The 19,571-nt window shown below is 44.2% G+C and carries 16 protein-coding genes and 1 pseudogene; 4 read left to right on the top strand and 13 right to left on the bottom strand.

The genetic code is table 11. The features are described 5' to 3' along the window. Nucleotides 1-203: pseudogene (locus tag CKY02_RS18105) on the top strand (IS4 family transposase); the annotation flags it as partial. A gap of 62 nt (nucleotides 204-265) precedes the next feature. Here the strand turns inward: CKY02_RS18105 and CKY02_RS18100 are convergent. Then, nucleotides 266-556: a helix-turn-helix domain-containing protein gene (locus CKY02_RS18100; protein ID WP_112875692.1), complete on the bottom strand. Its 291-nt coding sequence runs from the start codon at nucleotides 554-556 to the stop codon at nucleotides 266-268. Nucleotides 557-558: 2 nt separating this feature from the next. Next, nucleotides 559-870, bottom strand: a complete 312-nt coding sequence (locus CKY02_RS18095; RefSeq protein WP_112896362.1) for a type II toxin-antitoxin system RelE/ParE family toxin — start codon at nucleotides 868-870, stop codon at nucleotides 559-561. Nucleotides 871-1,023: 153 nt separating this feature from the next. Here CKY02_RS18095 and CKY02_RS24875 point away from each other — a divergent pair, with 153 nt between their 5' ends. Beyond that, the gene (locus CKY02_RS24875; RefSeq protein WP_162120960.1) at nucleotides 1,024-1,245 is read left to right on the top strand and encodes a hypothetical protein; all 222 of its coding nucleotides are present in this window, start codon (nucleotides 1,024-1,026) and stop codon (nucleotides 1,243-1,245) included. A gap of 204 nt (nucleotides 1,246-1,449) precedes the next feature. On the opposite strand, the gene CKY02_RS18085 is transcribed toward CKY02_RS24875, so the two are convergent. The 6 genes from CKY02_RS18085 to guaB all read right to left on the bottom strand — a co-directional run bounded on the left by CKY02_RS18085 (nucleotide 1,450) and on the right by guaB (nucleotide 7,784). Then, nucleotides 1,450-2,262, bottom strand: coding sequence for an abortive infection family protein (locus tag CKY02_RS18085; RefSeq protein WP_112896352.1), 813 nt, complete (start codon nucleotides 2,260-2,262; stop codon nucleotides 1,450-1,452). 13 nt (nucleotides 2,263-2,275) lie between these two features. After that, complete coding sequence (locus CKY02_RS18080) at nucleotides 2,276-2,674, bottom strand: PaeR7I family type II restriction endonuclease (RefSeq protein ID WP_112896351.1); 399 nt, start codon at nucleotides 2,672-2,674, stop codon at nucleotides 2,276-2,278. Next, nucleotides 2,675-4,324 carry an Eco57I restriction-modification methylase domain-containing protein gene (locus CKY02_RS18075; RefSeq protein ID WP_112896361.1) on the bottom strand — a complete coding sequence of 550 codons (1,650 nt, stop codon included), beginning with the start codon at nucleotides 4,322-4,324 and terminating at the stop codon, nucleotides 2,675-2,677. A gap of 107 nt (nucleotides 4,325-4,431) precedes the next feature. After that, nucleotides 4,432-4,710, bottom strand: a complete 279-nt coding sequence (locus CKY02_RS18070) for a helix-turn-helix domain-containing protein (protein ID WP_240002086.1) — start codon at nucleotides 4,708-4,710, stop codon at nucleotides 4,432-4,434. Further along, nucleotides 4,667-6,244 (bottom strand): glutamine-hydrolyzing GMP synthase, encoded by a 1,578-nt coding sequence (guaA, locus tag CKY02_RS18065; RefSeq protein WP_112896350.1) that lies wholly within the window; start codon nucleotides 6,242-6,244, stop codon nucleotides 4,667-4,669. Before guaA ends, CKY02_RS18070 begins: the two co-directional genes overlap by 44 nt. A gap of 73 nt (nucleotides 6,245-6,317) precedes the next feature. Then, on the bottom strand, nucleotides 6,318-7,784 hold the full coding sequence (gene guaB / locus CKY02_RS18060) for an IMP dehydrogenase (protein WP_112896360.1): 1,467 nt from the start codon (nucleotides 7,782-7,784) through the stop codon (nucleotides 6,318-6,320). A 172-nt stretch (nucleotides 7,785-7,956) separates the two neighbouring features. Here guaB and xseA point away from each other — a divergent pair, with 172 nt between their 5' ends. Then, complete coding sequence (gene xseA / locus CKY02_RS18055; RefSeq protein ID WP_112896349.1) at nucleotides 7,957-9,330, top strand: exodeoxyribonuclease VII large subunit; 1,374 nt, start codon at nucleotides 7,957-7,959, stop codon at nucleotides 9,328-9,330. A 33-nt stretch (nucleotides 9,331-9,363) separates the two neighbouring features. Here xseA and CKY02_RS18050 read toward each other — a convergent pair whose 3' ends face one another. The 5 genes from CKY02_RS18050 to maeB all read right to left on the bottom strand — a co-directional run bounded on the left by CKY02_RS18050 (nucleotide 9,364) and on the right by maeB (nucleotide 18,169). Further along, on the bottom strand, nucleotides 9,364-11,640 hold the full coding sequence (locus CKY02_RS18050) for a TonB-dependent receptor domain-containing protein (RefSeq protein ID WP_112896359.1): 2,277 nt from the start codon (nucleotides 11,638-11,640) through the stop codon (nucleotides 9,364-9,366). A gap of 129 nt (nucleotides 11,641-11,769) precedes the next feature. Next, the gene (locus CKY02_RS18045) at nucleotides 11,770-13,878 is read right to left on the bottom strand and encodes a S9 family peptidase (RefSeq protein WP_420800741.1); all 2,109 of its coding nucleotides are present in this window, start codon (nucleotides 13,876-13,878) and stop codon (nucleotides 11,770-11,772) included. Between the two features lie 80 nt (nucleotides 13,879-13,958). Beyond that, nucleotides 13,959-14,759 (bottom strand): energy transducer TonB, encoded by an 801-nt coding sequence (locus CKY02_RS18040; RefSeq protein WP_112896348.1) that lies wholly within the window; start codon nucleotides 14,757-14,759, stop codon nucleotides 13,959-13,961. Between the two features lie 153 nt (nucleotides 14,760-14,912). After that, on the bottom strand, nucleotides 14,913-15,788 hold the full coding sequence (locus CKY02_RS18035) for a ChaN family lipoprotein (RefSeq protein WP_112896357.1): 876 nt from the start codon (nucleotides 15,786-15,788) through the stop codon (nucleotides 14,913-14,915). Nucleotides 15,789-15,889: 101 nt separating this feature from the next. After that, a complete protein-coding gene (gene maeB / locus CKY02_RS18030) occupies nucleotides 15,890-18,169 on the bottom strand; it encodes an NADP-dependent oxaloacetate-decarboxylating malate dehydrogenase (RefSeq protein WP_112896347.1) in 2,280 nt (759 codons plus the stop codon). Nucleotides 18,170-18,895: 726 nt separating this feature from the next. Here maeB and CKY02_RS18025 point away from each other — a divergent pair. Beyond that, entirely contained in the window at nucleotides 18,896-19,531 is a 636-nt protein-coding gene (locus CKY02_RS18025) for a response regulator (protein WP_011146941.1), read from the top strand. Nucleotides 19,532-19,571 lie beyond the last annotated feature (40 nt).

The raw sequence follows: 19,571 nt of genomic DNA, 5'->3' as shown, positions 1-19,571 counted from the left end.
GGCTGATTGGTTTTTATGCCGAAAATAAAGGAATACACCTTAATTATCAGGCAAATAGTATCAAATCAAGAAGAGTCATCTCTCACCTAACATTAGCGGAGAATGTATTACGCCATTCTCCGCTAATATTATTTGAAATAGTGCTTAATAAAACACTCAAGCACCTCGCCAAAATCTACCAAAATATGGTTTTGATTTATTAGCGCTGATTTGTGGGGATTCCTCAGCGCTTGAGACGAGGTTTGATACCTTACGAATAATTAATTTACATAGACAACGCTTTTAAAACATGAATAGGATCTTTTTCTATTGCTTTCAGCAATGCTTTTGCTGGCCCGGTTGGTTCACGTCTTCCTTGCTCCCAATTGCGTAAAGTCCCAACGTTAACGGAAATCAACTTAGCAAAACCAGTTTGACTTAAGCCTGTCGCTTGGCGAATATTCTTTACTTTTATCGCCTCAACATTAATTTCACGAGAGGGCACACGTTCACCATTAATAATCTCATTCATCTGTGTCATACTTTCAGTCAGCCTGGCAAATAATTTACTATCCATCTCTACCACCTCTCATTTAAGTCTCTCAGGATTTTCTTCTCTGATTCACTCAGATCGTCTTTTGTGCCTTTTTTATAAATCAACAACAATCGGATATGTGAAACATCCACTTTGTAGTAATAAATAATACGTACACCACCACGCTTTTCCTTACCACGAGAGACCCACCTGACTTTACGCAACCCGCCAGTACGCTGGATAACATCTCCAGCCGTGGGATTATCTGCAAGATATTGCTGAAACTCACGATATTCATCGCCACTTAATAACTCTTTACAGTCCTCAGTAAAAATATCAGTTTCAATGAATATCATATTTAAGTGCGTCATAAGTGTATGTGAAATCATCATATGCCCCATCACACAGTAAGTCAATGACGCATAAATGTCTGTTGATATAAACCGCTTTAATAGTAGGTGTTTTTTACCATCCTTTGCTTAGGGTTAGAATGAGCAACTAAAAAAACAATGCTGATATATACCCTATGGATTTCAAGATACATCGCGACGGCAAGGGAGCGAATCCTCGGGAGCATAGCTAACTATGTGACTGGGGTGAGCGAGTGCAGCCAACAAAGAGGCAATTTGAAAGATAACGGGTATAGATGTCGTGGAATTTGTGCACATAGCCTATTTGTTGTCATTAAACCCAGTCCAGATTCTGGACAAAATAAAGCTGAAAAAACCTAGTCTTAACAACAACCTAAAGTGAACATCCACAGTGCATATCACAAATAAAAACACCAAAAAACGCTTTAATTTTATTGGTGTTTTTAGTTTAGGCTTCAACCGATGTCTATAGACTCTGAGAACTTCCCACTCTTATAAATTTGGTGTCGCCCTCCTTTCAAAGTGCACGGTTTGGTAGCCAAGTTCCGTGCGATGCCATCGCGGCTAGAAAAGGATACTTTCGTCCCAACCACCGTGTTTCGCCTGTGTCACTTTAGCTTTTATCCTCGCCTCTAGCGACTTGATAAACCGAACCGAGGCCGCAACATGATTGAAGATCAACAGGCTTTCCTCATAATTCAGGATTGGGTTGTCGTGAGCTAAGCTCTTGTTGTTCCGCACATCGTTAAAGGCTTCAAGCACCGAGATGCTGGACTTTAAGATACGCTCGGTCATCGCTGACTCAAGATGACCTCCATCACGTAACGCCTTCACATACTCGCCAAAGACGCTATGCAACGGTTTGCCACGGGTGATCGTGATGCCGTGAGGCGCACATGTTACACGGATAAACTTGTTGACGAACGTATGAAGCCTATCTAACCCGCCCTCAGGTTGATTTTTCTCGATAGCTTCGCGAACGTGCTCCGCCACCACCTCGAAATCTCGTTCATCCGCGATGGCTATCAGCGCATCTAGCTCAGCAACCGGCTGGTCACTGAGAAGCCGCTGAGCGATCTTCCGGCAATCGTCAATCAGCACTGGGTTGCTGTCACCAAAGCACTGCTTTTCGCTGGCGTAGTCGACCAAACCGCCGATAACTCGACCCACCACATAGTTCGCCTCCAACTCCCAGAAGATGCGCATACGGTTAGCCTTCGACGTGCCGCGCGCTCGGTAGCGTTCGGCATCAATTTCCACCCGGTATTCGTCGAAGAAGTCGCCGAAGGTTCGGTCGGAAAAATTGAGGACGTACCCGCCGCTCATTCCGAGCAGCCTTTCCAGTTTCCGACGTTCACTCCCGCTAAGATCGGACATTGGTGCTCCTATCTCAGCCCAACCGTGCCGCTTCTGCCGCAACGTGGCCTGCCAAAGCTGCCACGAACGTTTTGAGGCTGGTCATCGAGGACAGCTCCGCGAAATCGCCGGTATTCACCGCGCTGCGCTCCGCCGCGATGACGGCAGCGGTAGTGTAAAGCTGCTCCTGCACCAGTCGCTGACACAGCAGGTCATACCGCTTGAGATATGACGCGCCCTTGAATTCCTCGAACACAGGAAAGTGTGGCGACGAGTCGCGGACGGATTTACGAAACTCCGGCGCATCCTCAACCATCATCATCCACCCTACAAATGGACGCGGTTGCTTGCCGAAAGCTGCTTCGCGGTTGCCCCAAAACGCCTTCACGGCTTCGCGGGCTTTCTGTTCGTAGTCGACGAGATCGAGCGCCATTTATTCTCCATTTCCCCCGAGGGCAGATCGTTCTTCTTGGCTTAGGTCGTAGAGCCTGAACACAGCCCGGTTGCAAGCTTGCAAGTCCCGTTTGATAGCAGCCTCGGCTAACTCACGGCGCAGCGGTTCTGACACTTCAGCCCAGTGCGGAATGCGAATGCGGCGCAGGTACTGAGCTTGGAAGCGTAGGAATCCACCCCGCATTTTCGTTGAATAGGTCGCCACAAACAGACGAGTGACAGCGGATAGCAGGACAGCCTGCAAGGCCCGTAAATCCCAGTCGTCTGACGTGACGTAGTAGAGGTTGTGGTGAGGATACAGTTCACCATTTTCATAGACGATATGCGCCTGTCCCTTGATATCTGGAATCAGGAGCTTTGGCCTCGCAGCCAACGACGGCATGATGCGGTCAATTGTGCGATACCAGTTGGCCGGAGCTTTCTGCGCACAGTGACGCCCAGCGATCACCTCTCGTCGAGCCTCAAGGTAGCGCCGCAGACGGGGATACTCGTCAAGATCGACCAGTCCGCCCTGCTCAGCAAAGGGGTTGATAACACCCAGACCGCGCCACTCCACTTCGCCAGTCATGATGTCTTTGGTTGTTACCAGCGGCACCTTCCGGTCTGGCTCAACATTAAGCGCGTCGAAATCCCCGATAAATGCTTTGTCCGCGCCAGTCGCAACACCGATCCCGACCTTACACCCTGCCTCTTCCAGCAGGGGAAAGTCCCCCTCCAGACGGCGAATAACCGCCATCTGGTCGAACGACTCCAGCAACCACGGCTCCGAACCGTTGGTCACTCGGGCAAGTTCACGCGCCGGGCCGACTTCCTTCGGCAGCGAAGGTGCTTTGAGCAAACCTGCCAATGCGGTCAGCGTCGCACGGTCAATAGCCGGGCGGTAAGCGATGCGCGTTGGCCCCGGCACTTCACGGCTGATGATAGTGATTGCTGGGTAAGCAATTACATCGGAGTGGAAGGCAGGTGTATCCACCATGTCGACATAGACTTTCAGGTGGAACCGCTCGGCTACGAGGCTGCGCAGTGGCCCGCCATAGCGGTTTTTCATCCAGCGATCAGCGCAGATGAAGCCTAGGCTGCCACCATCCGACAAAACTGACAGAGACCGCTCAATGAAGGGAATGTAGATATCTGCCCGGTCATACATCGTCAGGTAACGACTACGATATTCTGCAAGCAGCGGCGCCGGAATCAACTCCTGACGAACATAGGGTGGGTTGCCAACCACAAAATCAAATTGCCCCTCCAGCGGTGCCAGCAGGAAATCGCCTTGCGACAGCCAGTAACTAGCCAACGTAACCGCAGCATTCGCAGCGATCCCTTGCCGCCTGAGCAGTGCGACAACGGCAGCTTTGGTGCTCTTAAAGGTCTCGTGGTGCAATTCCACCGCCCGGATTGCATCGGTTAGTTCGTCGAGCGCGGAACCACTCGGCCTTGCTGCCCGCCATGCACTCAGTAGCCGCTCAATGATCGGCAACAGAAAGTCGCCACCACCAAATGACGGCTCCAAAAGCCGCTTTTCGTGAAGCGGTTGATCCTCTGTGTAACCAACCAAGTCGAGAATGAAATCCACCACCTCAAAGCGCGTGAAAATGGCCCCTCGGGCTTCGAGCCCGCCCTCTGTCGCCAAAGCCTCAGTCGCTGCCGTGACGGGACATACAGGCACTGCAACAGCTCTAGGAGTAACCTTGCTGCGCACGCTGTCTGCGCATCTAGTTGTTGGGTCATCCCAAATCCTCATTGGCGCGGCGTGATGACGCCGACGTGCTTGTAAAGTGTGGTTCGAGACACGCCATAACGGCGGGCTACCTCGGCCACCTGAATATCGGGATCGCGCAACAGGGCTTTGATCTCGCGCACCTGCTGGTCGTCTAGCTTCGGTTTGCGGCCACGTGCGCGGGCTGCTGCAAGCCCGGCCTGCTTGAGCGCGTCGCGCTGCAGGTCCAGGTGCCGGTCTATGCCGGACGCGGGATCATTCCCACTCAATAGTCGCAGGTGGTTTACCGCTGACATCATAGACAACTCTTGATATCCCATTGACTTCATTGATGATCCGGTTAGAAACCCGACCCAGGAAATCGTATGGTAAATGCGCCCAATGTGCGGTCATAAAATCAATCGTTTCTACTGCCCGTAACGAAACAACCCAGTCATATTTACGACCATCCCCCATCACGCCCACGGAGCGAACTGGCAAGAATACAGTAAACGCCTGGCTGACTTTATTGTACAAATCAGCCTTATGCAGCTCTTCGATGAAAATAGCATCTGCACAACGCAGCAAATCGCAGTACTCTTTCTTCACTTCACCCAGTACACGAACACCCAAGCCAGGGCCTGGGAATGGATGACGGTTCAACATGTCATAAGGCAATCCCAATTCCAAACCAATCTTACGTACTTCATCTTTGAACAACTCTTTCAGCGGTTCCACCAAACCCAATTTCATCTCTTCCGGCAAACCACCTACGTTATGATGAGATTTGATAACGTGTGCTTTGCCTGTCGCAGATGCTGCTGATTCGATGACATCCGGATATATAGTGCCCTGTGCCAGCCATTTAACCTGAGCCTGTTTGCTCGCCTCTTCATCAAAGACTTCAACAAATACACGACCAATTGTTTTACGCTTCTCTTCAGGATCATTGATGCCAGCCAGTGCAGTCAGGAAGCGATCTTCTGCGGGAACATGAACAATATTCAGTCCAAATTTGCCGGCAAACATTTCCATCACTTGAGTGGCTTCATTCAAACGCAGTAAACCATTATCAACAAATACACAGGTCAGGCGGTTACCAATTGCACGATGCAGTAACAATGCAGTGACAGAGGAATCAACACCACCGGACAGCCCCAAAATAACGTGATCCTCACCAACCTGTTCACGCAGGCGTACAACGGTATCTTCGATAATAGAAGCAGGCGTCCACAACGCTTCACATTGGCATACATCCAGTACAAAACGTTCCAATATACGCTGTCCCTGATGGGTATGAGTGACTTCCGGGTGGAATTGCACGCCATAAAAACGTTTTTCTTCATTTGCTATGATGGCAAATGGACAGGTATCAGTGCTGGCGATAGTGATAAAGTCCTCGGGAATTGCAGTAACTTTATCACCGTGACTCATCCATACATCCAATGATGGTTTACCTTGCTCATTTAATGAATCTTGGATCCCACGGAATAATGCACTCTCCGCTTTAATCTCAACCTGAGCATACCCAAATTCACGCTCAGTAGAATCTTCTACCTTACCACCAAACTGTACTGACATCGTTTGCATGCCATAGCAAACGCCCAGAACCGGAACGCCAGCGTTGAAAACATATTCAGGAGCACGTGGGCTTCCTTGTGCTGTGGTACTTTCCGGGCCACCGGAAAGAATAATGCCGCTTGGGTTAAATTCGCGGATTTGCTCTTCAGTGACATCCCATGCCCAAAGTTCACAATAAACCCCGATTTCACGGATACGGCGAGCAATCAATTGAGTATATTGCGAACCAAAATCAAGGATAAGAATGCGGTGCTGATGGATATTAGTTGTCATGTGCGGTGAATTCCAAAAAAACAAGTAACAAATAAAGATAAGTGGCCCTTATATGGGCCACAATAAATATGGATTACAAACCTAACCGGTAGTTTGGAGACTCTTTGATGATAGTGACATCGTGAACGTGGCTTTCCTGAATACCGGCATTACTGATGCGAACAAATTCTGCTTTGGTTCTCAACTCATCAATAGTTGCACAACCAGTCAGCCCCATACAGGAACGCAAGCCTCCCATTTGCTGATGGACAATGTTTTTCAGCAAGCCTTTATAGGCAACACGGCCTTCAATACCTTCCGGCACCAGTTTGTCTGCGGCATTATCAGTTTGGAAATATCGATCAGAAGAGCCTTTGGACATCGCCCCCAATGATCCCATACCACGATAAGATTTAAATGAACGTCCTTGGTAGAGCTCAATTTCTCCTGGTGATTCTTCTGTCCCTGCCAACATAGAGCCCACCATAACACACGACGCTCCCGCGGCGATGGCTTTGGCAATATCGCCAGAGAAACGAATACCACCATCAGCAATAACTGGAATGCCGGTGCCTTCCAGCGCTTCAACGGCATCAGAGATAGCGGTAATTTGTGGCACTCCTACACCAGTAACAATACGGGTAGTACAGATAGAACCGGGACCAATACCGACTTTAACCGCATTGACGCCAGCCGCTACCAGCGCTTTTGCGCCTTCCCCAGTCGCCACGTTACCACCAATAATTTGTAGATTCGGGTATTTAGCGCGGGTTTCACGGATACGTTGCAGTACCCCTTCAGAATGACCATGCGAGGAATCAATAAGCAGAACATCAACACCGGCGGCAACCAGTGCATCAATACGCGCTTCATTGCCAGCACCGGCACCAACCGCGGCACCAACACGTAAACGGCCACGTTCATCCTTACAGGCGTTCGGTTTACGTTCTGCTTTCTGAAAATCTTTAACCGTGATCATGCCAAGTAGATGAAAGTTTTCATCAACTACCAGCGCTTTTTCGACACGTTTTTCGTGCATTTTTTGCAACACAACTTCACGGGCTTCACCTTCTTTTACTGTCACCAGACGCTCTTTAGGCGTCATTACCGCAGTAACAGGCTGATCCAAATCGGTAACGAAACGTACATCACGGCCAGTAATAATACCAACCAACTCATTTCCTTCAGTGACAACCGGATAACCCGCGAAACCATTACGTTCTGTCAATTCCTTAACTTCACGCAGCGTTGTTTTAGGTGCCACAGTGACTGGATCTGTCACTACCCCACTCTCATGTTTTTTGACTCGGCTAACTTCTTCTGCCTGACGCTCAATGGACATATTTTTATGGATAAAACCCATTCCACCTTCCTGAGCCAACGCAATAGCCAAACCGGATTCGGTGACGGTATCCATAGCGGCAGACAACATAGGAACTTGCAAACGAATGGAGGAAGTCAGTTGAGTAGACAGGTCAGCAGTGTTAGGTAAAACAGTAGAGTGGGCAGGAACTAACAGAACATCATCAAAGGTTAAAGCTTCTTTTTTAATTCGTAACATAAGCAATATCTCACCAAGCTGCTGAAAATTTAAGGGATAAAATATTGCCGCGGCATTATACAGAACGTAATCGGTTGCCTCCAGCATTTTATTAAAAAATTTCTTGCTTACTTCATGATGAAGGTTAGTATCAGCATATTAAGTTATTGTTTTGAAATTTGATCTTTCTCACATGTCACTACTTTTTAATACTGGAATTTTTTCTGTCAGCCGTCTCAATCAGACGGTTCGGCAACTGCTCGAAATGGAAATGGGCAGAATTTGGCTAAGCGCTGAAATATCCAATTTTTCTCACCCCGCCTCCGGGCACTGGTATTTCACGCTGAAAGATGAGCGTGCCCAAGTGCGGGCGGCAATGTTTCGCAGTAGCAATCAACGGGTAACATTCAGGCCACAAAATGGTCAGCAAGTTTTGGTTCGCGCGACAATCACGCTTTATGAACCAAGAGGAGATTACCAGCTTATTGTTGAAAATATGCAACCCGCCGGTGATGGCCTGTTACAGCAACAGTTTGAATTATTGAAACAAAAACTTGATGCCGAAGGATTATTTGACCAAAGCCACAAGAAGCCCCTGCCATCCCCTGCTCAACAGCTTGGTGTCATTACTTCAACCAGTGGCGCAGCCCTGCATGATATTTTGAATATTTTAAAGCGTCGTGATCCATCATTACCCATCATCATTTATCCAACAGCGGTTCAGGGCACAGAAGCACCATTGCAGATTATTCGAGCTATTGAATTAGCTAATAAGCGTCGGGAGTGTGATGTATTGATTGTTGGGCGCGGTGGTGGCTCTTTAGAAGACTTATGGAGTTTCAACGATGAACGTGTCGCCAGAGCCATTTTTCACAGTGATATTCCGATAGTCAGTGCGGTCGGTCATGAAACAGATGTCACCATTGCTGATTTTGTGGCAGATTTACGCGCCCCGACGCCATCAGCGGCCGCTGAGTTAGTTAGCCGTAATCAGCTCGAATTATTACGTCAAATTCAGTCGCAACAACAGCGGTTGGAGATGGCAATGGATTATTTCTTTGCCCAGAAACAACGTGTTTTCAGTCTGTTATCTCATCGTTTACAGCAACAACACCCTCATTTACGACTAGCGCGTCAGCAAAACTTACTGGTCAATTTACGCCAGCGACTCACTGACAGCTTACAACGGTACTTAAAGCAAAGCAGCCTGGCTTATGAGAAATTACAGCAACGGCTCTGGTACGTGGAACCTAGCCCGCAGATCCACCAGTATAGCCAACAGATTCAGCAACAAGATTTTCGGTTAAGACAGGCGATTGAAAAGCAAATCAGCCGTTCCAGAGAAAAATTTGCCGTTTCCTGTTCACGGATGGAAGCCGTTAGCCCTCTGGCAACACTGGCTCGTGGTTATAACATTAGTCAAACATCGGATGGAAAATTACTGAAACAAACCAAACAGGTACGTGTTGGTGATGTCCTGAATACCCGTTTACAAGATGGCTGGATTGAAAGTGAGGTGTTGAAAATCAAAAAAGAACGGAAAAAACGCTCTGCAAATCTGAAATAGTGGCCTTCCTTTGCCACTTATTTCTCCTACAAGTCAGAAACGAATTTCTGCGCCGACAATATAAGTCCGGCCCCGAGCGGTTTGCATAGCCGAAGTTTGCTCAGTCATTAATGGAGAAGAGTTTGCACGATTAAGTGCTTCAGAGTAATTTTTATTTGCCAAATTCTGTACTGAGAATTTCAGCAGCACATTGTGATTTATCTGATAATCGCTATAAAGATCGACTATCGTTGGAATTTTAGGTTCTTTTTGCTGTACAACCCTCCCATCTTCATCAAAATTATATTGATCTGGGTCCAGCCTATGAGAATCACCGGTATATTTAACAATCGCACCAACACGGAATTTCTCATTAAATAAACGAACACCGGTATCCAACGTCATAAAGCTATCAGGTAATTGTGACAACGGCTCTGCACCAAAATGCGCTGTAGCGGCAGAGGTTGGCTGGCGCGTTTTTTGCCAACTATAAGCCAATTTGCTATAAAACATACCAGCATCATAATCAGCAGCAATTTCATATCCGCGTATTTTTACCGGAGTCAAGCTATTGTGATAAATATACATTTTAATGTTAGGATCGACTTCATTGTAATCTGTCGAACTATCGTCTTTACATTTTTTCCTATTGCCACATATAAGCCAGATATCACTGAGAATATAATTTTTTACTTTAGTATGATACCAAGCAGCTTTCAGACGGAAAGTATCTCCCTTTACAATTAAATCTGGGCGGAAACTGTTAAAACCAATTTGATAAGTGTCTGATGACTCTCCTTTCAAAAATGGGTTCATAGATCCACCACCTTCATTACTATAGAAAGTCTCCTGAATATTTGGTGCTCTCATTGAACGGGCATAACTTACGAATGGTTGGAACTCAGGAATAATTTCTGCTGATAGTAAAATACCTGGATTAAACCCATGTTCTTTTAAATCCAATTCGGTTGCTCCCTGGGGAAAACAAGGAATCCGCAGATCACAAGCCGGTTTATAGCCTTTGACACTGTAATCCATATAATTAAACGTAATATCTGCCTGATAAATTCCACGATTTATTTTTAATCCACCATAAATACTGGCAATATCTTGTTTACCACTTGGCGCGAAAACATTATTTTCTTTTACTTCACTATCTTTCTTTTTATATTCGTTCTTTTCTTTTTCATCTTTACCTCGACCAGAATAAACACTATTTGTTGTCCTGCTATATTCGGTTTCCATCAACTTACTGCCAAATGTTAACTCAAAATTTGTATCACCATAGTCGAAGCGACTAATATTATTGATATCTATTGCATCTGATTTATTTTTTGCATTACTATTTAGCAACTTAAAAAGTGAATCACCTTCATAACGTTGACTACTCTCACTGGTGCTAACCAGTAATTTTATATCAACCCATTCACTAAATGGAGTGTAATTATATTTTAAATAAATATCCCGACTATCAATATGACGGCGAGTAAATTTATTGTGATAGTTCCGGCCACTTAGCTCCATATCATGAAATTCATTTGGTTCAATTTTTATTTTCATTAATTGAGAATTAGGTTTTTGCTTAAACGATTTATCTGTAACAAACTCATCGCTTAATACTCCGTCGCCATTCTTATAATGTGCATCAATTGAATGCCCGCTGACAGCTAGCATAGCACCTATTGAACCTTCAGAACTGAAAGCAGGTGTTTTACCTGCAACCGCTATCATACCATTATAGCCAACACCATTATTTCCATACGCTGTTTTTGTACGTACTCCCAATGAATTCCCTGCGAATATCACATCATCTACACCAATTGTGCGAAAATTAGCGCTACCCACTAATGCATTAACACTCGCTGAGCCATCAGATTGACCACGATTGACATCAACTCCTACAATAAAATTGGGATCAATGATTGTACCAAATTGGTTATAAGTAGTACCGTGAGCTGGACTCGTCGGAGATGTACCATAAAAACTCTGGCTAACACCATCAACCATCATATTTACTCGCCCAAATCCACTTAATCCACGAATATTCACACTCACGGTTCCCTGCCCCGGATCTATTTGCGTATAGGTCCCAGGCATACTACGTAATATGCTATCCGTTGATTGAAGTTTTGTATCTTCTCCTTTAGAACTGTATGAACCGGGCCTTTCCATTGCTCTCACTTCCGCATCATCCTGTGAACCAGAAACCTTAAGGCTACTGAATTTCATCACCTTATCTGATTTTCTCTCTTGCTTTTCCTCGCCATAAGCAAACCCTTGAAGCCCAATGAAAACCACACCAGCCCCTGCTATCTTTGTCATTATTTTCATTTCAATCATCCCAAATACATACAAATCAATATTTGCTCACATGCGCGTCTTTAGAAAATAAAAATATTTAGCACTGATAATGATTTATCAGTGCTTTAAATAACAAACTTATACTATTTATAATTTATTTCAGTTATCTTTTAATTGCGGAAAATACTTTTTAGCATCATCCAGCATCAAAATAAAACTGTAATCCAGTGCAGTATCTTTTAATCGATTAAATCGGCCCGATTTACCACCATGCCCGGCACTCATATTGGTTTCTAATAACAAAATAGAGTTATCTTTCTTCATATCCCGTAATTTTGCTACCCATTTAGTCGGTTCCCAATATTGCACTTGGGAATCATAAAATCCACTCGTAACCAATAAGTTTGGATAACGTTGATGTTTTATATTGTCATACGGACTATATGATTTAATCCGGAAATAATCTTCTTTATTTTCAGGATTACCCCACTCCTCATATTCTCCTACGGTCAGCGGAATAGAGGGATCAAGCATAGTTGTCACGGCATCAACAAATGGAACCTGAGCAACCACACCGCGATATAATTCCGGTGCCTGATTAATCACAGTACCCATTAGCAAACCACCCGCACTCCCTCCCATCGCATAAACACGTTTACTGTCACCATATTTCTGAGCAATCAGTGCTTTAGTCACATCGATAAAGTCATTAAAACTATTCATTTTATTTTCGACTTTACCTTGTAGATACCATTTCTTACCCAATTCACCGCCACCACGCACATGCACCAAGGCGTAAACAAAGCCCCGATCTAATAAACTCAATCGTGGTGAACTAAATGAAGGGTCCATGCTGATACCATAAGCCCCATATCCATAAATCAGTATTGGGTTATGACCTTTTTTAAACAGTGATTTGCGATATACCAGAGATACCGGAACTTCAATGCCATCACGGGCCTTCACCCAAATACGCTGGCTCTCATAATGATGTTTATCAAAACCTTTTACTTCCTGCTGCTTAAGTAATTCCCGCCCGCCTGTTTTCATATTCCATTGGAATGTTGAGCTTGGTGTCGTCATGGATGAATAACCATAACGGACAAAATCAGTATTGGGTTCAGGGTTGTAATCAATCCATGCCATATAACTTGGATCATCAAACTTAATCTGTTTTTCTTGCTGTGTCTGCCAATTAATCTGACGAATTGTTGGTAATCCTTTTGTTCGCTCCTGTACGACCAACCAGTCATTAAACAGATCGAAATCTTCAAGATCACTATCTTGCCGTGGAGCAATGACTATTTTCCACGGTATATTGATGGCATCCGTCTGATAAAGACCATAAGTTTCATTTTCATGATTTGAGCGGATGTAGAAATGATCACGGAAATGGTCAACATAATACTCTCTGCCTTCCTGACGAGGAGAAAATAGTTGAAGTTCAGCTTGTGGTTTATTGGCATCAATCAGCAAATATTCAGAAGTCGAATTACTGGTTATCGCCAACATAATATAATCGCGGGAAGTGCTCTTAGACATGCTTAAATAAAAACGCTCATCTTCTTCCTGATATATTTTCTGATCTTCTCTGGTATTGCTACCATATTGGTGACGAAATACCTGATATGGCAATAACGTTTGTGAATGCCTGCGCACATAAAACAACGTATTGTTGTCGTTAGCCCAAACCATGTTGCCAGAAGTATTTTTTATTACATCGTTATTCCACTGTTTATCAGCAATATCTTTAAAAGAGATCTGATAATTACGGCGTCCTTGCGTATCTTCAGCAATCGCAATACGTTTATTATCCAGAGAAATGGCAAAATTACTCAGTTGGTAATATTCGTGCCCTTTAGCCCTTTCATTACCATCGACCAGTATCTGCCAATCTGATGAGCCATCAACAGGTTTACGCTGATAAATTGGGAAATCTTTGCCCGTTTCATAGGTTGTCCGATAAATATACCCATTATAAGTATAGGGTACCGATTGATCATCCTGCTTCACCCTGCCAACCATTTCTTCGTATAACGTATCCCGTAGCTGTTCACCGGGTTTTAGCATCTGTTCGGTATATTTATTTTCGGCTGTCAGATAATCAATGACTTTTTGATCTTTACGATTATCATCCCGCATCCAGTAATAATCATCTATACGAGTATCACCGTGGGTAGTTATATGGTGTGGTTGTTTCATTGCCTTTGGTGGCATAATTTCTTCCTCTGCGGCGACAGGATTCAACCAGCCGCTTAATAAAAACATCAATAACAGCCCTTTAGTTTTCAGGGCAAACCGCGCTTGCTGCCTTAACATATTTGCTGTCCTTAAGTCACTCAAAAGTATTAATTAGTTAAACTAAAATCAATCGGAAGTTCTATCGTAATTCCATTACCGCTTAAAACGGTATCGGGGGGAGCTGGCAACGGTTGCGCTCTTGCCAGAACTTGCTTCGCTTCCCTGTCTAAAGAATGAGTTCCTGAACGACGAACTAAGTCACTGTTAGTAACATAGCCCTGTTTATCAATAGTGAATCTGACTGTAGGCCGACCCGTGCGGTTTCTTCTCTGTGCATCCTCTGGATAGCGTTTATAGCGGTTCAAATGCCCGATAACTTCGGCTCGCCATAGTGCATCCGCATCAGCGATAGCCTTTGAATCACTGTCATAAGAAGCAGCAACCCGCGAAGTAACATTCGTAGATATAGCCGTACTGCTCACCATAGCAGCACTACTTTGAGATTTTTCACTCTCTTGTTCTTCTACCTGCTGGCGCTTCACCGGTGGTGTTTTTTCAAGCTTCTCATGGTGTTTTTTCTGTTTTTTAGGTTTATGCACCAGAATCTGCGCCTGTTCATCTTTAATAAGCTCAGGCGTCTTAATCTCATTAATCTCGCTTTCCTGCTGCCGGCTGGCAACAGAAAGTTGCTGTTCAATACCGATAGGCTGTTTTTGTACCCGATGTGTCGCTTCTGTTAACAATGAAAGCTCCATCATCACCGCCGGCGGTGGCATCAGTTCATCAATAGCAATTTCGTCTGGCTGGTAGATAATCCAACCAACCAAAATGAGGTGAGCAGCAATAGCAGAAACGAGTCCTTTTTTAAAATGCCCCGTTTGAAAGGCCGGGTGTGTCAGCGTCAACATGGATGATAGCGCATAATTTTAATTATCATTTAGTAATGATAATTAATTTCATATGCTAATGAAAATTATTTTTCCCTGTATCGTTAACTTGAGCACATCCCTGTGCCAAGGCCCCTTATATACGGGGAAAAGATTACCATTTGTTTAAAATATCTACGGTTTTTTTACTGGTGTATACCAGACATAATCAGCATATTGGCTATCCAGTACATTGCTTTTTTCAGCGATGATCAACACAACAAGATCCTCTTGTGGAGATAAGTCTTTAACATGCAGAGGAACACCTATTACTTTTGTTGCATGATATCCACCCGCAATCAGTGTGGCAGGAGCCGGTGCTTTAAGTAACTGTTCCGCCATTCTGCGATCCCGCATTTGCTGAATAGCTGTCATGGCAGATAACTGTTGTTCCGTTATTTCACCACCGTGAACATCTTTAATCACCGCTTCAATCTGCGCTTTAACATTTTCAGCAACAGAAATATTCCCCTGGAGGGTCGGAGGGTTACTGTAAACTGCTTTAATTTCACTGCGATCTAAGTTTGCAGACAGCAACGGATAAGGCTGATACATAAGCTCCATAACCAATCCACCATACAACTCCCACCGCCACCCATCTTGCCATGCAAGAAGCTCTTTTATGCGACTTTCACGTACGATAGGCTTAGTTTGCAACCAACTCTTAACCTTATTCACTTTTTGCTGCTGATCAGGATTAATCATCTCTAACAGGACTGACCCCTGTTCTCTTTTAAGCGGAAGTTGCTGAACCAACCAAAGCTCTATCTGATGATGATATGGATTATCATGTTTTTCACCCACAATTACCCGTTGATGTGATGCCAGCCGATTGATCAATTCATCAGGGGTCAGGGCGTTGCCTGTTTTAAGATCGATAATAGTCCCTTGTTGAGTCAGTTCCGGTGAAAGTACCTGGAGAGCGGTTTTTTGTTGTACAGATACACATCCAGATAAGATCAGTAAGCCACAGATAATCAGAAAAGATTTTACAGTCGTGAGAAATTTCATCATGTCCATATCCATATTATTAATGTTTTGCGCATCATGTAGATAATAAGAATCGTTTACAACAAACCGCCCCTGCCTACAGGAAACAGGGGCGATGGGTATTACAGCGGATGAGTTTGCGCTTCAACCGCCGCCAGAGCGACCATATTAACGATACGACGTACAGAAGAAATTGGTGTCAGAATGTGTACCGGTTTGGCAACCCCCATCAGAACTGGGCCAACGGTAACGCCTTCAGAACTGGTGACACGTAGCAAGTTATAACTGATACGGGCAGATTCCATATTCGGCATAATTAACAGATTGGCTGCCCCTTTCAATGGGCTATCTGGCATGATGTCACGGCGAATACTTTCAACCAATGCGGCATCACCATGCATTTCACCATCAATTTCAAGCGAAGGTGACATTTTATTCACCAATTCCAGCGTCTGGCGCATCTTCTGTGCTGAGAGGCAATCTGTGGAACCAAAACTTGAATGAGAAAGCAAAGCAACTTTTGGTTCAATACCGAAACGGCGGATTGTCTCTGCCGCCATAAGGGTAATCTCGGCCAATTGTTCAGGCGTTGGATCATTATTAACATAAGTATCCGCAATAAAAGTATTACCACTTGGCAACATCAGTGCATTCATTGCACCAGCAGTATGAACCCCATCACGGAAACCAAATACATTTCTCACGACATCGTAATGTTCACTGTAACTGCCAACGGTACCACAAATCAGGCCATCAGCTTCACCACGCAGTACCATAATCGCCCCAATCAGGGTGGGATTACCGATAACTGCACGACGAGCTTGTTCAGCAGAAACACCTCGACGTTTCATCATGTGATGATATTCCTGCCAGTATTTTTTGAAGCGCGGATCATTCTCATTATTGACGACTTCAAAATCTTTACCCGCTTCAATATGCAATCCCAGTTTCTGGATACGCATTTCGATAACACTGGGGCGACCAATTAGAATCGGGTAAGCCAGCTCAAGAGAGATCAGCTCCTGAGTCGCATGCAATACACGTACTTCTTCCCCTTCGGCCAAAACGATACGCTTTTTCGCTTTCTTAGCCTGAGAAAAAATAGGTTTCATAAACAAGTTTGTTTTATAGACAAACTCATTCAGCTTCTCGATATACGCGCCAAAGTCTTCAATCGGGCGGGTTGCTACGCCGGAATCCATTGCTGCTTTGGCAACTGCCGGGGCAATTTTCACAATCAGGCGCGGATCAAATGGTTTAGGAATAATATACTCCGGGCCAAAAAACAGATCCTGATCATCATAAGCGGAAGCCACTTCTTCACTCTGTTCCGCCAGCGCTAAATCCGCAATCGCATGAACACAGGCGAGCTTCATCTCCTCGTTAATGGTTGTTGCACCAACATCCAGCGCACCACGGAAAATAAACGGGAAACAGAGCACATTATTAACCTGATTCGGATAATCAGAACGACCAGTACAAATGATTGCATCAGGGCGAACTTGTTTTGCCAATGGTGGCAAAATTTCTGGTTCAGGGTTTGCCAATGCCATGATGAGGGGATCTTTAGCCATCGTTTTCACCATGTCTTGAGTCAACACGCCAGGACCGGAACATCCGAGGAAAATATCCGCACCAGGGATAACATCACCTAATGTGCGGCTGCCATTGTCTTCAATCGCATAGGCAGCTTTAGTTTCTTCCATATTTTTATCGCGACCACGATAAATCACCCCTTTAGAGTCACATACCACAATATTCTTGCGTTGCAACCCAAGCGCAACCAGCAAGTTCATACAGGCAATTGAGGCAGCTCCAGCACCAGAAACGACTAAGCGAACCGCTGAAATCTCTTTTTTCATAATCCGCAAGCCATTCAAAACAGCAGCAGTACAAATTATCGCTGTGCCATGCTGGTCATCATGGAATACCGGAATGTTCATTTTTTCCCGAAGTTTTTTCTCAATATAAAAACATTCCGGTGCTTTGATATCTTCGAGGTTAATTCCCCCAAACGTCGGCTCCAGTGCCGCAATGATATCAATCAATTTGTCAGGATCAGACTCATCAACTTCAATATCAAATACATCAATACCTGAGAACTTTTTAAACAGGACACCTTTTCCTTCCATCACTGGCTTACCTGCCAGTGCACCAATATTCCCCAATCCTAAGACCGCACTACCATTAGATATCACTGCCACAAGATTGCCACGCGCAGTATATTTGTAAGCCGCTAATGGATCTTCTGCAATTTCCAGGCAAGGCGCGGCAACACCCGGTGAATAAGCTAAGGCCAAATCTCGCTGAGTTATCAGAGGTTTAGTAGGAGTAATCGTGATTTTCCCTGGTTGTGGAAACTGGTGAAAATCCAATGCACTCTGTTTTAATTTTTCATCCATCGTCGGATCCTTTATATACAATCTGGAGTAAAAGCAGGAGCAGTATAATAGGTACTGTGTGTCAAATCATAACATTGACAGCATCTTATCAATAAAGTAGCACTTTTTTGCTCATGAAAAGCACTACCTAATTTCTCCACTAATACCATTACTTATTACCGCCTATCTCAATAGGGCTATTTTATTTGCCACTCTTTGCCACTCTTTGCCATAAAGAAAAGAGCGAACTGGGCAGTGCCACTGTTCATTTATAAGAGCGGTCTGCAACAATTACGCTTATTGGGATGGGGACTTAATCAAGGAAAATTAAAGAAAGAAACATTATCATTTATACAATATCATTAAAGTTATAGTAACTTTAATAACTATAACATGGAAAAACTCTCAATATAAATTCAATTAAAATAAATTTTATAAAAGAAAACAAATCTAATAATTATTCATTTAACATGTTGATTTTTAACACTATTAAAAGAAGTGAAGTTATGTATTTTTTGTGAAAATTACTCATCTTCTTTTTTTACTTATCAAACTAATTTGCGCTATTTATATTTTTATATCAGGATGTGCTTTCTGGACTTACAGAGCTATCAACTTTGTAAATCAATCGGTTTTGATAAAATTTTTTCATAGCAATTTAATTTAGGGCAGACCCATTAATTACTGCCTTTTAATCAAATTCAAAGTCTGCATTTCGTGGCTTTACTTATTTAAGGGAGAAGGAAAATGTATAACCATTCAGTGATGATAGTTGATGACCACCCTCTCATTCGCCATGGCTTGAAACAGATTGTAGAGCTCGATCGGGCGCTTACTGTGACAGCGGAAGCTGACAATGGTGAAGAAGCAATAAATATTGCATGCAAGCTGAAACCTGATGTCATTATGATAGATCTCAATATGAATGGTCTTTCAGGCGTGGACACAATTAAATCTATCCGTAGAAAAGGGATCAATTCCTATGTACTGGTATTATCCGTTTCAGATGATCGAAATGATGTTTACGCAGCCATTGACGCAGGAGCTAATGGCTACTTGCTTAAAGATAGCGACTTAGATTCGTTATTAAGCAGTATTCGCCATGCTGCTCGTGGACAAACTGTATTTAGTGAAAAAATATACCAACATCTCGCTAACCGTCATAAACATGTTGATCCTTTATCTGAATTGACCAAACGTGAGTTAGATGTATTAAAAGAAGTTTCCAGTGGCATGACCAATAAGGAAGTTGCTGATGTCTTATTTATTTCTGAAGAGACAGTGAAGGTACACATCAGAAACTTGTTAAAAAAACTGAATGTACGTTCCCGCCTGGCTGCAACAATCATGTATTTGCAACATAGGAAAAATGGAGTAGCCTAATACTTCTTCCGAGCCGCTCCTTGAGCTTATTACCGAGGGT

It is taken from the genome of Photorhabdus bodei (assembly GCF_003287735.1).
GTDB lineage: Bacteria > Pseudomonadota > Gammaproteobacteria > Enterobacterales > Enterobacteriaceae > Photorhabdus > Photorhabdus kayaii.
This window is presented reverse-complemented; position numbering and strand designations above follow the sequence as displayed.

Excerpts from the sequence above, each read along its gene's own strand:
- CKY02_RS18100 (WP_112875692.1), bottom strand. The coding sequence starts at position 556 with ATGGATAGTAAATTATTTGCCAGGCTGACTGAAAGTATGACACAGATG.
- CKY02_RS18095 (WP_112896362.1), bottom strand. The coding sequence starts at position 870 with ATGATATTCATTGAAACTGATATTTTTACTGAGGACTGTAAAGAGTTA.
- CKY02_RS24875 (WP_162120960.1), top strand. The coding sequence starts at position 1,024 with ATGCTGATATATACCCTATGGATTTCAAGATACATCGCGACGGCAAGG.
- CKY02_RS18085 (WP_112896352.1), bottom strand. The coding sequence starts at position 2,262 with ATGTCCGATCTTAGCGGGAGTGAACGTCGGAAACTGGAAAGGCTGCTC.
- CKY02_RS18080 (WP_112896351.1), bottom strand. The coding sequence starts at position 2,674 with ATGGCGCTCGATCTCGTCGACTACGAACAGAAAGCCCGCGAAGCCGTG.
- CKY02_RS18070 (WP_240002086.1), bottom strand. The coding sequence starts at position 4,710 with ATGATGTCAGCGGTAAACCACCTGCGACTATTGAGTGGGAATGATCCC.
- guaA (WP_112896350.1), bottom strand. The coding sequence starts at position 6,244 with ATGACAACTAATATCCATCAGCACCGCATTCTTATCCTTGATTTTGGT.
- guaB (WP_112896360.1), bottom strand. The coding sequence starts at position 7,784 with ATGTTACGAATTAAAAAAGAAGCTTTAACCTTTGATGATGTTCTGTTA.
- xseA (WP_112896349.1), top strand. The coding sequence starts at position 7,957 with ATGTCACTACTTTTTAATACTGGAATTTTTTCTGTCAGCCGTCTCAAT.
- CKY02_RS18050 (WP_112896359.1), bottom strand. The coding sequence starts at position 11,640 with ATGAAAATAATGACAAAGATAGCAGGGGCTGGTGTGGTTTTCATTGGG.
- CKY02_RS18045 (WP_420800741.1), bottom strand. The coding sequence starts at position 13,878 with ATGTTTTTATTAAGCGGCTGGTTGAATCCTGTCGCCGCAGAGGAAGAA.
- CKY02_RS18040 (WP_112896348.1), bottom strand. The coding sequence starts at position 14,759 with ATGTTGACGCTGACACACCCGGCCTTTCAAACGGGGCATTTTAAAAAA.
- CKY02_RS18035 (WP_112896357.1), bottom strand. The coding sequence starts at position 15,788 with ATGAAATTTCTCACGACTGTAAAATCTTTTCTGATTATCTGTGGCTTA.
- maeB (WP_112896347.1), bottom strand. The coding sequence starts at position 18,169 with ATGGATGAAAAATTAAAACAGAGTGCATTGGATTTTCACCAGTTTCCA.
- CKY02_RS18025 (WP_011146941.1), top strand. The coding sequence starts at position 18,896 with ATGTATAACCATTCAGTGATGATAGTTGATGACCACCCTCTCATTCGC.